Genomic DNA, 12,673 nt, shown 5'->3' with positions numbered 1-12,673 from the left:
TTTTCCATGGCCATTGTTCGCATGACATATATGGCCAGACATGACAGGCCACAAGCGAAGTGCTTGGCCCATATCCGGAATTCGCGTGTTGCACCAAGGCCGGGCAGCCTTTAGGTCTTGGCGGGAATTGGCGCTCGCGCGGTTGCAGCGGGCTTGGAGGGACGGTTCGGCAGGATGCGATCGGGGGCAACGATATCCACGGCAGTGGCCTGGCTGTTGCTGAACGGCGCCGCCGGCGCCCAGACGCTCACGATCGGCGTCGCCGCGCCCCTGTCGGGACCATCGGCCATCCTTGGCAAGCAGATCGAAGCCGGCGCCGGGCTGGCAGCGGAAGCAACTGGCGTCGAACTCAAGACCGTGGATGACGCCTGCACAGGCGATGGCGGCGCCGCGGCGGCCAAGGCGTTCGCCGCAGCCAAGGTCGATGTCGTGATCGGCTTCCTCTGCACGGAAGCGATCGAAGCGGCCATGCCTGTCCTGAAGGACGCCAACATCCCGGTCATCACCGTCGGCGTGCGAACCGAAAGCCTGACCGACCGCCGCGCCAAGACCGGCTGGCCGGTCTTTCGCCTGGGGCCGCGCGGCGATGACGAGCGTAACGCCGTCGCCTCCACCCTCACCCGGCTGTGGCAGAATGAGCTGTTCGCCATCATCGACGACGGCACAATCTATGGCCGAGAAATGGCGGAGACATTTCGCGCCGCTGCCGAGCAGTCAGCACTCAAACCTGTTTTCGTCGACACGTTCCGGCCGCAGCTCGACAACCAGATCGGCCTGGTCGGCCGGCTGAAAAAGGCCGGTGCCACGCATGTCTTTGCCGGCGGCGATGGCGACGACATCGCCATCATGGGGCGCGATGCCGCCCAACTCCAGGCGGGTATCGTCCTTGCCGGCGGCGAAAACCTGCGCACGCCGCCCGGCGATGTGCCTTACGCGACGGGCACGCTGATGATCGCGCCGCCGGAATGGGCCGATGTCGCGGACCCAAAAGTACTGGAAAGCTTCTCCGCGCGAAAGGTCGTGCCGGACGGCTATACTTTGCCGGCCTATGCGGCGGTCGAGATCGCCAAGGCGGCGGCGGTGGACGCTACAGGCTCCGGCAAACCGCTGACCGACGCGCTCACCGGGCATGATTTCACCACGGCGATCGGGCCGGTCCGCTTCGACGCCAAGGGCGACCTCAGCCAGAGCCCCTACCGCGTTTTCCGCTTCAACGGCACAAGCTTCGTGCCCCTGGAAAGCAATTGATGTTCCGAACCGGCCCGCGCAATCTGATATCGGACGTTGCCGGCTTGCGCGTGGGCAATGCTTCCGATGCCAGGCTGAAGTCCGGCGTGACGACCGTGCTTTGCGACGAGCCGGCGGTGGCGGGTGTACAGATCCTGGGCGGCGCACCCGGGACCCGCGAGACGGATCTGCTGGAACCGCACAATTCGGTCGAGGCGGTCCACGCCGTGGTGCTGTCGGGCGGTTCGGCTTTCGGCCTCGATGCCGCATCCGGCGTGCAAGCCGCGCTGCGCGAGCGCGGCATCGGCTTGGAGGTGGGCGGCTTTCGCGTACCGATCGTGCCGGCGGCGATCTTGTTCGACCTGCGCAATGGCGGCGACAAGGGCTGGGGCCGCTATCCGCCCTATCGCGATCTCGGCTACGAATCGGTGCAGGCCGCCGCCGTCGATTTCCAGCTCGGCACTGCCGGCGCCGGTACCGGTGCACTAACTTCGGGCCTGAAGGGAGGCCTGGGATCCGCCTCGACGCCGCTGGACAGTGGCGTCACCATCGGCGCGTTGGCCGCCGTCAACCCGACCGGCTCGGTGACCGTCGGCCGCAGCCGCCATTTCTGGGCGGCGCCCTTCGAAATCGGCGCTGAATTCGGCGGGCTCGGTTATCCCTCACCCATGCCCGAAGACGCCAAGCGGATCTTGCTGAAATACCGTGACAAGGAACCGGACATGCAAATGACCACTGGCGGCAATACGACCATCGCCGTCATCGCCACGGATGCGGTCCTCACCAAGGCCGCGGCAAAACGACTGGCGATTTCGGCGCATGACGGCTTCGTGCGCGCCATCTGGCCGACGCACACGCCGGCCGACGGCGACCTGGTGTTCGCGCTGGCGACTGGCAGGAGCGGGATCGAACTCACCGCCGACGCGGCGATCGACCTCTATGCCGCGGCCGGGGCCACCATGGCGCGCGCCATCAGCCGCGGCGTGTTCGCCGCGACGCCAGCCGATAATGATCTGTTCCCGGTCTGGTCGTCGCGCCGCTAGCCGGAGCCCTTCTCAGACAGGATCGGATTTTTCTTCCTCGAACGTCACCGCGACGTCCGAATTCGCGGACAACCACACCTTCTTGCCATCGACCTCGGCAACCAGGGCCAGGGAAATATAGTGGTGGTGGCCCTTGTGAGAGCCCTCGCCGCTGTCGGCCTTGGTCAGCTTGATGCGCTGGCCATCGACCTTGTCGACGGTGCCAATATGCACGCCGTCGGCGCCAACGACTTCCATATGCTCACGAATCTTGCTGGTGTCGGTCATGTCAGGTTCTCCATTGGGGTGGTTTTCCACTGGGAGTGCCGACAATAACAAATGACGAGCCGATTGGATGCATCGGCTTTGGCCCGCACGACGTTTTGATTTCATCGTGCTAGGGATTGGACCGATCAGGGCTGCCGGAGTGAAAACCGATGCGAATGCTTTTCCTGTTTGCCGTTTCACTGGCCGTGCAGTTCGCGGCGTCGGTCGGCGCGCAGGCAGGCGATGTCGCCGAGCTCGAAATCCTTGGCTTCACCAAGGACGGCGGGGTGTTCGCCTTCGAGGAATACGGCGTTCAGGACGGGTCGGGCTTTCCCTACGCCAACCGCTATTACATCGACACGGGCAATGACAGCTTTCTCAAGGGGACGCCGATCAGGGTCCGGCTCAACGATGAGAACGCAACGCTGGACGCCGCCCGCCTCCAGGCCCGCCAGAAGGGCGAGGCTGTTGTCAGTCAGGCCGAGCTCAGCGCCAACCGGGGCATCACCGCCGGTTTCAACCCGGTGACCGAGCTTTCGGCCGATCCGCATCGCATCGCGGTCAACCCGCGCCCGATCTTCTCCCCGGTCGACCAGCCGCTCGAGTTCCGGCTCGACGAGATCGGCATGAACAACACGCAAGGCTGCGACAGCCAGGGCGAGATCAACGGCTTCCGGCTGCTGCGTATCGAGGCGCAGGATGGCGGCACCACCAAATTGCTGCATGAGGACAAAGCGATCCCCAAGAGCCGGGGCTGCCCGAACGGCTACCGCATCGGCGCGGTACAGACCTTCTCGATGGACAGCCTCAGCGCCTACGCGGTTCTGATAGCGGTGCGCCAATATGGCTTCGAGGGGCCGGACTTTCGCTGGATCGCCGTGACCGGCCGGCTGTGACAGAGCTTGTCCAACCCGTGAGGCGCAATCGCGCCCTGGGCCGCCTTCGCGACGCGATGCCGACATTGCGCACGGCACTTCTCGGCGCCCTGCTGTGGGCGGCCACGATGGCCTCCAGCGCACTCGTCAACCTGTTGCTGGACAATTGGGTGACGCCGGGCAAGATCCGCACCGTGTCGCTGCTGTTCGCCGCCGGCGGCGCCCTGGCCTTTCCGGCTGGCCTGTTCGCGGCGCGGCTGGTCTCGCTCGGAAGAGGCGCCGAGGTCGCCTTCGCCGCGGCGTTGGTGTGCCTTGCTGGCGCAACGATCGGCCTGACCGCCGGGCTGTATGCCCTGCAATACCGGTCCTATTATGCCGAATGGCATGCGCCCGCGTTCACCCTCACCTGGGGTTTTCAGCTCGCCTTCACGATGGCGGTGGCGTCCTACCAGTTCGTGGTACTGGGCATCCGGCTCTATTTTCCGCTTGGTTTTGTCGCCTTGTTCGCTGCCGGCCTCTGGTTTGCGCGGCATCAGCGTTGAGCATTCGGTCCGCCTCTGTTAGGACGCGGACAAATCCCTCCGACACATCAGGACTGACCGATGATCCCTCGTTATTCCCGGCCGGAAATGGTCGCCATCTGGTCGCCCGAAACCCGGTTTCGGATCTGGTTCGAAATCGAGGCCCACGCCTGTGACGCGCTGGCCGAACTGGGGGTCATCCCCAAGGAAGCGGCCAAAACCATCTGGGAAAAGGGACGCGCGGCGGAATTCGACGTCGAGAAGATCGATGCGATCGAGCGTGTCACCAAGCATGACGTCATCGCCTTCCTGACCCATCTTGCCGAATTCGTCGGGCCGGATGCGCGCTTCATCCACCAGGGCATGACGTCGTCTGACGTGCTCGACACCTGCTTTGCGGTGCAACTTACCCGCGCCAGCGACATCCTGCTCGCCGACATCGATACCTTGCTTGCCGCGCTCAAGCGCCGCGCCTTCGAACACAAGGATACCGTCACCATCGGCCGCAGCCACGGCATCCATGCCGAGCCGACCACCTTCGGCATCAAGCTGGCGCAGGCCTATGCCGAATTCTCGCGCTGCCGCGAGCGGCTGGTGCACGCACGCGAAGACATTGCCACATGTGCGATTTCAGGGGCGGTCGGCACCTTCGCCAACATCGAACCTTATGTCGAGGAGCATGTGGCGGCGAAGCTTGGTCTGAAGCCTGAACCCGTATCGACGCAGGTCATTCCGCGCGACCGCCACGCCATGTTCTTCGCCACGCTCGGCGTCATCGCCTCGTCGATCGAGCGGCTGGCGATCGAGGTCCGGCATTTGCAGCGCACCGAAGTGCTGGAAGCGGAAGAGTTTTTCTCGCCAGGCCAGAAGGGCTCGTCGGCGATGCCGCACAAGCGCAACCCGGTGTTGACCGAGAACCTCACCGGCCTTGCCCGCATGGTGCGCTCCATGGCGCTGCCGGCGATGGAGAATGTGGCGCTCTGGCACGAGCGCGACATCTCGCACTCCTCGGTCGAGCGCATGATCGGGCCGGACGCCACCGTGACGCTCGATTTCGCGCTGTCGCGCCTGACCAGCGTCGTCGACAAGCTGGTCGTCTATCCCGAGAACATGCTGAACAACATGAACAAGTTTCGCGGCCTGGTGCATTCGCAGCGCGTGATGCTGGCCCTGACGCAGGCCGGCCTGTCGCGCGAGGACTCCTACCGGCTGGTGCAGCGCAACGCCATGAAAGTATGGGAACAAGGCGCTGATTTTCTTGAGGAACTTCTGGCCGACAAGGAAGTGACCGCAGCGCTACCCGAAGCCGAGATCCGCGAGAAATTCGACCTTGGCTATCACACCAAGCACGTCGACACGATCTTCAACCGGGTGTTCGGAGAAATTTAGCCCTCTTCTCCCCGTCACTATACGGGGAGAAGGTGCCGGCAGGCGGATGAGGGGCAGCGCCAACTTCGGCGCTAAAGTTACCCATGGTATTGTGTCAGACACGATAACCTTGCACGCTCGGCGCCGCCCCTCATTGCCCTGCCGGGCATTTCTCCCCGTATAGTGACGGGGAGAAAGAAGCTGTGGTGACGTACAATCACGCCTTGCCAGGCACGGTCCTGATCACCGTGCCCCAGGGGTCCTCGCGGATGATTTCGCTGGCCACATTGTCCGAACGCATCTCGACCCAGGCGAGACCGGACCGGCTCGGATCGCGGCGGCCGGCGCCGGCGCTCTGCCAGGCATTGGCGCCGATGTGGTGGTGGTAATGGCCTGACGACAGGAACACCGCCTGGCCGCCATATTTGGCCACGGTATCGAAGCCGAATTCCTGGTTCCACCAGGCCTCCGCCTCTTCCGGCCTGCCGACGCGCAAATGGACATGGCCGACAATGCTGTTTTCCGGCGCACCCTGCCAACCCGCATCGCCGGCGGGCACTTCGGCGACGACGGAAGGAATGTTCATCCGCTCGGTCGCCATGGCGATCTTGTCGCCGTTCCATTTCCAGTCCTGCGGGCGGCGGTCGGCATAGATCTCGATGCCGTTACCCTCGGGATCGGTCAAATAGAGCGCTTCGCTGACCAGATGGTCGGAAGCCCCCTCGATGGCGATCTTGTCTGAAATGGCATGGTTGATCCAGCGGCCGAGATCGGCACGGCTGGGCAGCAGGAAGGCCGTGTGGAAGAGGCCGGCGCCGCGCGGATCGTCCGGCTTGGCCGAAGTATCCGGTTCGAGAACCAGCAGCGGACGGTTGGCGGCGCCGAGCGTGATCGCGCCATCGGCGCGGCTCAGTTCCTGCAGGCCGACAACCCGGCGGTAATAGGCCGCGAGGCTCTCGGCATCACGCGCCTTCAGCCCGACCTTGGCAACGCTCACCGGCGTGGTGGCGGCAAATGGCAGTTCGCTCATCATTGTCTCCGTTGCGGCGACGTTTCGCGACGCTCCCAAAGCCAGGAGTCCCGTGGCGCCGATCATCGTACGTCGTGTCAGCGCCAAAATACCGGTCCTCCACGGCTGTTTCTTTCCTGACAGAGATCGTCGATCTTCATCGTTCACACAAGACGGCGAAAGGCGAACATGGTGTTCACCGTTACGAACGGGAGCTTGTCCATCAACGGTTGCATGAGGCAATCGAGCTCGCTATCTCAGCGCCATGAAGGTCAAAGACGCAGATATCCTGATCGTTCCCGGCTACACCAATTCCGGGCCTGAGCATTGGCAGACGCGCTGGCAATCGAAACTGTCGACGGCGCGGCGCGTCGAGCAGGCCGAATGGTCGAAGCCCGTGCGCGAGGACTGGACGGCGAGCGTCGCCAAGGCGGTCAACGAGGCCGAGAAGCCGGTTGTCATCGTTGCTCACTCACTGGGAGTGGCCGCGGCCGTACAGGCCATTCCGCGGTTCCGGAAGCCGGTCGCCGGCGCCTTCTTCGTGGCGCCGCCCGACGTCGCCAATCCCAAGATCAAGCCGAAGCATCTGATGACCTTCGGCCCCTATCCGCGCAAGCCGCTGCCGTTTCCATCGATCGTGATCGCCAGCCGCAACGACCCGTTCTGCCCTTTCGACGTCGCCGAAGACATTGCCGGAGCCTGGGGGTCGCTGTTCATCGATGCCGGCGAGACCGGCCATCTCAGCGAGGATTCAGGCTTCGGGCCGTGGCCCGAGGGGTCCATGACCTTCGCCAAGTTCCTGACCGACCTGAAGGCTTAGGGAGGTGGTCGCGCCGCGTCAGGCGTCGATCGAATCCTTGATGCCCTTGAGCAGGGTCTTTGCCCCCAGTGAAATCAGCGCATGCTCAGAGCCCGTGGCGAGCAGGCGGTAGCCCATCGACACGACACGGCCTGATATAGCCGGTTCGACGACATAGATGGCCGCATGCTTGCCGGCCTTGCGGGTGCGCTCAGCAACCGAGGCCACCGTCTCCATCATGCTTTCGAGCGTCGAATTGACTGTCGCGCCGTTCGACCAGGCGATCGAGAAATCGGACGGCCCGAGGAAGATGCCGTCGATGCCAGGCGTGTCGAGGATGCCGTCGAGCGCATCGAGCGCGGCGCGTGTCTCGACCATCGCAAAAGCCATGGTGCGTTGATTGGTGTCGCGCAGCCATTCGGCATGGTCGCCCTTGCCATGGCGGGGGAAGGCATAGGTCGGTCCCCACGAGCGCTCGCCGAGCGGCGGATATTTCATGGCGGCGGCGAACAGCTTTGCATCGGCCACCGAGTTGACCATCGGCGCGATGACCGCTTCGGCGCCGAAATCGAGAGCCCGGCTGGCCATGTCGAAACGGCCGACGGGAATGCGCACCAGCGCCGGCTTGTTTGCGGCGAGCACGGGCACGAGACCGCGCAGCACGCTGTCCTCATGATGGCCGCCGTGCTGCATATCGAGGGTGACCGCGTCAAAGCCCTGTTTGGCGAGGATCTCGACGGTCAGCGCGTCCGGCACGCCCGACCAGGCGGTGACCAGCGTTTCATCCGCGGCAAGACGGGACTTCAGGGACATCTAATCTCTTTCCTTGTTGACGTCGGCAGTTTCAGCCGGAAACCGCCGCAAAGGCAAAGAAAAACCGCCCGGCTTGGCCGGGCGGTCGATTGGTCCAGGAGGAGGCCGGATCAGGTGTTCTTGATCTGCTCGATCGCCTGCGCCATCAGTTCGTCCATGGTGCGGCGGATCTGGTGATCGGACTGTTCGACGCCGGCGGCATCGAAATCCCTACGGATCTTGCGGAACACGTCATGGTCGCCGGCTTCCTCGATGTCGGAAACAACGACTTCCTTGGCGTAGGCGTCGGCGTCGGCACCGGACTTTCCGAGCTTTTCGGCTGCCCACAGGCCAAGCGCCTTGTTGCGCCGCGCCGAGGCCTTGAACCGAAGCTCCTCGTCGAATGCGAATTTGCGCTCGAAGCCCTCTTCGCGGTCTTTCATGCTGCTCATGGCGTCCCTCCGGGTCAAATCCGATTCGTTGGCAGGTGAATATGTGTGTTGCCGAAGCACAAACCAAATGGTCGCGGGCCGGTCAATATGCTTCGTCATATGCTGCGCTGCGGCATTTCAGTCCCGAAAGCGGTTGATTGGAAGGATTTGCCGATTGAGCAAACGATGTGATTGGGATAGACCCGGCATTGAACGTCACCGTCGCCGCACTAATTCAGGCGGACGGACAGGAAGTGGTCGCTTACCGCCTGCCCGCAAATCCAGAGAAAAATTCAGATGAAAAATCGCCGCCGCATTTATGAAGGCAAGGCCAAGATCCTCTATGAGGGACCGGAACCCGGCACGCTGATCCAGTTCTTCAAGGACGACGCGACCGCGTTCAACAAGAAGAAGCACGAGGTCATCGACGGCAAGGGTGTGCTCAACAACCGTATTTCAGAGTACATATTCAATCATTTGAACCGCATGGGCATTCCGACCCACTTCATCCGCCGGCTCAACATGCGCGAGCAGCTGATCAAGGAAGTCGAGATCATTCCGCTCGAAGTGGTGGTGCGCAATGTCGCCGCCGGTTCGCTGTCCAAGCGCCTCGGCATCGAGGAAGGCACCGTCCTGCCGCGCTCGATCATCGAATTCTACTACAAGGCCGACGCGCTCGACGACCCGATGGTGTCGGAAGAGCACATCACGGCGTTCGGCTGGGCGAGCCCGCAGGAGATCGACGACGTCATGGCGCTGGCCATCCGCGTCAACGATTTCCTCTCCGGCCTGTTCATGGGCGTCGGCATCCAACTCGTCGACTTCAAGATCGAGTGCGGCCGCCTGTTCGAGGGCGACATGATGCGCATCGTCGTGGCGGACGAGATTTCGCCGGACTCCTGCCGCCTGTGGGACGTGGCGACGCAGGACAAGCTCGACAAGGACCGTTTCCGCCGTGACATGGGCGGCCTCGTCGAGGCGTACCAGGAAGTCGCCCGCCGCCTCGGCATCATGAACGAGAACGAGCCGCCGCGCCCTACTGGCCCGGTGCTTGTCGCCTCGACCGACGGCCTCAAAGGCAAGCCGCACTGATAGCGGCTTGCGCCCCAATATCCGGAACAGGAGCATGTCCAGCGTGATCAAGGCCCGCATTACCGTCACCCTCAAGAATGGCGTGCTCGACCCGCAAGGCAAGGCAATCGAACACGCGCTGTCGGGGCTGGGCTTCGATGGCGTCGGGCAGGTGCGGCAGGGCAAGGTGTTCGACGTCGAGCTTTCGGAAAGCGACAAGACCAAGGCCGAGGCCGATCTCAAGGCCATGTGCGACAAGCTGCTGGCAAACACGGTGATTGAGAATTATAGTGTAACGCTTACCTGAGGTTGTGTCGGAGGCACTATGTCGGAAGTCACGAATGAGTTGATGTTCGAGTTGCTGAAGCGCGTGCATCACGAAATTGGTGAGCTTCGTCAGGATGTTTCCGAAACGAAACGGGAATTGAATGTAATGCGGGGTCACATGGTGGCAACGCAAAGCGACATCCACAACATTTATGGCATTCTCGCCCGCCAGGATGATCGACTCGAACGCATAGAACGCCGTCTCGACCTGCGCGAGCTTGCCGAAGCACAAAGGCCTTACGAACCAAAATGAAAACAGCCGTCGTCCTTCTCCCCGGCCTCAATCGCGACCGCGACATGATCGCGGCGCTGACCAAGATTTCCGGACAGGCGCCGGCAACCGTCTGGCAGACCGACACAGAAATCCCCGATGTCGACCTGATCGCCATTCCCGGCGGCTTTTCCTTTGGCGACTATCTGCGTTGCGGCGCGATCGCGGCGCGCATGCCGGTGATGCGGGCAGTGGCCGAAAAGGCGGCCAAGGGCGTCATGGTCATCGGCGTCTGCAACGGCTTCCAGATCCTGGTCGAGGCAGGACTGCTGCCCGGCGCCTTGATGCGCAACACCTCGCTGAAATTCGTCTGCCGGCAGGTCAAGCTCGAGATCGCCAACGCCAACACCATGTTCACCCGCCGCTACCAGCCTGGCCAGATCATCCGCTCGCCGGTGGCGCATCATGACGGTAATTATTTCGCCGACCCCGACACGCTTGCCCGCCTCGAAGGCGAAGGCCAGGTGGTGTTCCGCTATGCCGAAGGCACCAACCCGAACGGCTCGATCAACGACATTGCCGGCATCATCAACGAACAGGGCAATGTGCTCGGCCTGATGCCGCATCCCGAGAACCTGATCGAAGCAGCCCATGGCGGCAGCGACGGCAGGGCGTTGTTCGAAGGTGCCCTGGGCATTGCCGCTTGAAGTTTGCAACCGCAACCTTAAGAATTGCGGCAGTTCAAAATCATAACGTGAGGGAGACACGGTCATGAAACTCTATTCGCGGCCGCTGTCGCCCTACTCGTCGATCGTGCGGGCACTGGCCTATGTCAAGGACGTGCCGCTCAAGATCATCGCGCCGCCGCCGGGTTTTCCGATCCCCGAGGAGTTTCGCGCCATCTCGCCGCTGAACCGGATTCCGGTTCTGATCACCGGCTCGGGCGAGACGATCGTCGAATCGGTGGTCATCGCCGAATATCTCGAGGAGCGGTTTCCCGAACCCGCGCTGCTGCCGCCCGACTCCAAGGACCGCGCGCTGGTGCGCATGTTTGCCCGCATCGTCGATCTCGATGTGCTGACACCGACGATGAAGCTTTTCGAGCTGCATTTCGTGCCGAAGCGCAACACTGCCGAGATCGACGCCCAATTCACCCGTCTCCACCATGGGCTGGCGGCCATCGAGGCACGCATGGCGCAAGGCCCCTTCGCACTCGGCAGCGACATCAGCTTCGCCGATGCCTGGCTGACGCCGACGCGGTTCATCTTCAACAATTTCCGCGCCATGACAGGTCGCCACGACCTCATCGAGGCCTATCCCAAATTCGATGCCTATCAGCAGATCGCCTCGCAGCATCCTGCCTTGTCGCGGGTATGGGGCGAGATGAACGACGGCCTGAAGATCTTTCTGTCCGAACTCGAAATGGGTGCCGCTTGATCAAGAACAGGACGATCGCCCTGATCGCCATGTCGGGCCTGGCCTTGGCATCGTGCCAGTCGAGCCCCAAGAGCACGCCCGTGCCGTCGGGCAAAAGTGCGGCGCTGCTGGCCATGGAACAGGTGGCGATCGCAGCCCACAAATGCTGGATCGCCAGCAAGGACCCGGCCTTCAAGCAATATCAGATGGCCAATGAGCTGAACTCGTTCAGCGGCACGCCGCGTTTCCTCTTGGTGCCGGCCAAGCATTATGGCGGCAAGCCGTTGCTGGTCGTGCAGGCGCAGGGCAATTCAAGCCGCGTCGACGTCTTCGGACCGCTGATGAACGACCCGCTCGGCGCGCGCATCAGCTCTGATATCGCGCGCTGGCAGGCGGGTAATCCGGCCTGCGCGGCCACGGCCTGAGCCAGCCATGGGTTGGCTCCTGCGGATCGCGGGATTGGTTGTCGGCCTGATCGCGCTTGTCCTGCAGTTCTCGATCACCATTCCGGCGTCGATGGAAGCGGGCCGCGGCCTGCTCGGCTCGATCGTCTTCTACTTCAGCTTCTTCACCATCCTGACCAATATCGCGGCCGTGCTGGTCTACACTTCGCTGCTGTCATCCAGCTTCTATGCCTGGTTGCCGGCCTTTGCCGGACCACGGATGCGCGCGGGAGTCGCGGTTTCGATCACCCTGGTCTTCATCGTCTATGCTACCGTGCTGGCGCGGCTCTGGCAGCCGCAGGGCCTGTTCCTGCTCTGCGACGTCCTGCTGCACTACGTGACGCCGGTGCTGTTCGTGCTGTGGTGGCTGATATCGGGCGCCGACGGCAAAACGCGATGGAGCGACATCTCCTGGTGGGTTGTCTATCCCATCGCCTATCTCGCCTATGCGCTGGCACGGGCGCCGCTGGCGGGCGAGGTGCCCTACCCCTTCCTCGATATCGCCAAGAACGGCGTCGGCAGCGTCACTGTCTCGGCGCTCGCCATCACCGCGCTGTTCCTGGTGATCTGCGTCGTCGCCGTTTTCGTCGATCACGGTATCGGCCGCCTCAGGAGCAAAAGCGCCCGATAGACCGGTGCTATTCCCAGAGCGGCTTGATGCCCTCGCGGTGGGCGTCGCAGCGCGAAATGCCGATGTCCTTGAGCTGATCGTCGGTCATCTCCAGCAATGCCAGCCGGCCGCGCCGGCGCTCGAGCAGATGGTCGATCCATTTCGCCAGCGACCTGACCAGTTGCACAAGCCGGCCGGCGAAGCCGCGCTGTCCGGACGGGCGAGCTGGCTGGCCGAGCAATTCGGTCGCCGAGTGACGGAATGTTCCTATTGTATCCATTGTC

18 protein-coding genes are annotated in these 12,673 nt (G+C 63.1%); 13 read left to right on the top strand and 5 right to left on the bottom strand.

Annotation, left to right across the window (positions count from 1 at the left end):
• Positions 1 to 174 precede the first annotated feature (174 nt).
• Positions 175 to 1,248, top strand: coding sequence for a branched-chain amino acid ABC transporter substrate-binding protein (locus tag LB569_RS06025; protein ID WP_224691460.1), 1,074 nt, complete (start codon positions 175 to 177; stop codon positions 1,246 to 1,248).
• The gene (locus tag LB569_RS06020; protein WP_224691459.1) at positions 1,248 to 2,270 is read left to right on the top strand and encodes a P1 family peptidase; all 1,023 of its coding nucleotides are present in this window, start codon (positions 1,248 to 1,250) and stop codon (positions 2,268 to 2,270) included. The genes LB569_RS06025 and LB569_RS06020 overlap by 1 nt, the downstream gene beginning before the upstream one ends.
• Positions 2,271 to 2,282: 12 nt before the next feature.
• Here LB569_RS06020 and LB569_RS06015 read toward each other — a convergent pair whose 3' ends face one another.
• Positions 2,283 to 2,537 (bottom strand): DUF2171 domain-containing protein, encoded by a 255-nt coding sequence (locus LB569_RS06015; RefSeq protein WP_140706707.1) that lies wholly within the window; start codon positions 2,535 to 2,537, stop codon positions 2,283 to 2,285.
• Between the two features lie 149 nt (positions 2,538 to 2,686).
• Between LB569_RS06015 and LB569_RS06010 the strand changes: the two genes are divergently transcribed.
• Genes LB569_RS06010 through purB form a run of 3 tightly spaced genes read left to right on the top strand, consistent with a single transcriptional unit; the run spans position 2,687 to position 5,301 of the window.
• The gene (locus LB569_RS06010; protein WP_224691458.1) at positions 2,687 to 3,412 is read left to right on the top strand and encodes a DUF2259 domain-containing protein; all 726 of its coding nucleotides are present in this window, start codon (positions 2,687 to 2,689) and stop codon (positions 3,410 to 3,412) included.
• A 56-nt stretch (positions 3,413 to 3,468) separates the two neighbouring features.
• The gene (locus LB569_RS06005) at positions 3,469 to 3,933 is read left to right on the top strand and encodes a hypothetical protein (protein ID WP_224691457.1); all 465 of its coding nucleotides are present in this window, start codon (positions 3,469 to 3,471) and stop codon (positions 3,931 to 3,933) included.
• Positions 3,934 to 3,993: 60 nt separating this feature from the next.
• The gene (gene purB / locus LB569_RS06000) at positions 3,994 to 5,301 is read left to right on the top strand and encodes an adenylosuccinate lyase (protein WP_224691456.1); all 1,308 of its coding nucleotides are present in this window, start codon (positions 3,994 to 3,996) and stop codon (positions 5,299 to 5,301) included.
• 196 nt (positions 5,302 to 5,497) lie between these two features.
• On the opposite strand, the gene LB569_RS05995 is transcribed toward purB, so the two are convergent.
• The gene (locus tag LB569_RS05995; protein WP_224691455.1) at positions 5,498 to 6,310 is read right to left on the bottom strand and encodes a VOC family protein; all 813 of its coding nucleotides are present in this window, start codon (positions 6,308 to 6,310) and stop codon (positions 5,498 to 5,500) included.
• Between the two features lie 244 nt (positions 6,311 to 6,554).
• On the opposite strand from LB569_RS05995, the gene LB569_RS05990 reads away from it, so the two are divergent.
• Positions 6,555 to 7,109 (top strand): RBBP9/YdeN family alpha/beta hydrolase, encoded by a 555-nt coding sequence (locus LB569_RS05990; RefSeq protein WP_224691454.1) that lies wholly within the window; start codon positions 6,555 to 6,557, stop codon positions 7,107 to 7,109.
• An 18-nt stretch (positions 7,110 to 7,127) separates the two neighbouring features.
• Here LB569_RS05990 and LB569_RS05985 read toward each other — a convergent pair whose 3' ends face one another.
• Both LB569_RS05985 and LB569_RS05980 read right to left on the bottom strand, forming a co-directional pair.
• A complete protein-coding gene (locus tag LB569_RS05985) occupies positions 7,128 to 7,901 on the bottom strand; it encodes an HpcH/HpaI aldolase family protein (RefSeq protein ID WP_224691453.1) in 774 nt (257 codons plus the stop codon).
• Between the two features lie 110 nt (positions 7,902 to 8,011).
• Complete coding sequence (locus LB569_RS05980) at positions 8,012 to 8,332, bottom strand: DUF1476 domain-containing protein (RefSeq protein WP_027028674.1); 321 nt, start codon at positions 8,330 to 8,332, stop codon at positions 8,012 to 8,014.
• A gap of 276 nt (positions 8,333 to 8,608) precedes the next feature.
• Here LB569_RS05980 and purC point away from each other — a divergent pair, with 276 nt between their 5' ends.
• The 7 genes from purC to LB569_RS05945 all read left to right on the top strand — a co-directional run bounded on the left by purC (position 8,609) and on the right by LB569_RS05945 (position 12,410).
• A complete protein-coding gene (gene purC, locus LB569_RS05975; RefSeq protein ID WP_013532127.1) occupies positions 8,609 to 9,403 on the top strand; it encodes a phosphoribosylaminoimidazolesuccinocarboxamide synthase in 795 nt (264 codons plus the stop codon).
• A gap of 43 nt (positions 9,404 to 9,446) precedes the next feature.
• Positions 9,447 to 9,689 (top strand): phosphoribosylformylglycinamidine synthase subunit PurS, encoded by a 243-nt coding sequence (gene purS, locus LB569_RS05970; RefSeq protein WP_224535378.1) that lies wholly within the window; start codon positions 9,447 to 9,449, stop codon positions 9,687 to 9,689.
• Positions 9,690 to 9,707: 18 nt separating this feature from the next.
• Positions 9,708 to 9,962, top strand: a complete 255-nt coding sequence (locus LB569_RS05965; RefSeq protein ID WP_224534395.1) for a hypothetical protein — start codon at positions 9,708 to 9,710, stop codon at positions 9,960 to 9,962.
• Complete coding sequence (gene purQ, locus LB569_RS05960; protein WP_140706723.1) at positions 9,959 to 10,627, top strand: phosphoribosylformylglycinamidine synthase subunit PurQ; 669 nt, start codon at positions 9,959 to 9,961, stop codon at positions 10,625 to 10,627. Before LB569_RS05965 ends, purQ begins: the two co-directional genes overlap by 4 nt.
• Positions 10,628 to 10,691: 64 nt before the next feature.
• The gene (locus LB569_RS05955; protein WP_140706725.1) at positions 10,692 to 11,357 is read left to right on the top strand and encodes a glutathione S-transferase family protein; all 666 of its coding nucleotides are present in this window, start codon (positions 10,692 to 10,694) and stop codon (positions 11,355 to 11,357) included.
• A complete protein-coding gene (locus LB569_RS05950; protein ID WP_140706727.1) occupies positions 11,354 to 11,761 on the top strand; it encodes a hypothetical protein in 408 nt (135 codons plus the stop codon). Before LB569_RS05955 ends, LB569_RS05950 begins: the two co-directional genes overlap by 4 nt.
• Positions 11,762 to 11,768: 7 nt before the next feature.
• Positions 11,769 to 12,410, top strand: coding sequence for a Pr6Pr family membrane protein (locus tag LB569_RS05945; RefSeq protein WP_224691452.1), 642 nt, complete (start codon positions 11,769 to 11,771; stop codon positions 12,408 to 12,410).
• 7 nt (positions 12,411 to 12,417) lie between these two features.
• Here LB569_RS05945 and LB569_RS05940 read toward each other — a convergent pair whose 3' ends face one another.
• A complete protein-coding gene (locus LB569_RS05940; protein ID WP_224691451.1) occupies positions 12,418 to 12,669 on the bottom strand; it encodes a DUF1127 domain-containing protein in 252 nt (83 codons plus the stop codon).
• Positions 12,670 to 12,673: the final 4 nt, after the last annotated feature.

The sequence above is a fragment of the Mesorhizobium sp. BH1-1-4 genome, from assembly GCF_020165665.1.
In the GTDB taxonomy this organism is placed as follows: domain Bacteria; phylum Pseudomonadota; class Alphaproteobacteria; order Rhizobiales; family Rhizobiaceae; genus Mesorhizobium.
The sequence above is the reverse complement of the archived record's forward strand: the minus strand, read 5'-3'. Positions and strand labels throughout refer to the sequence as shown.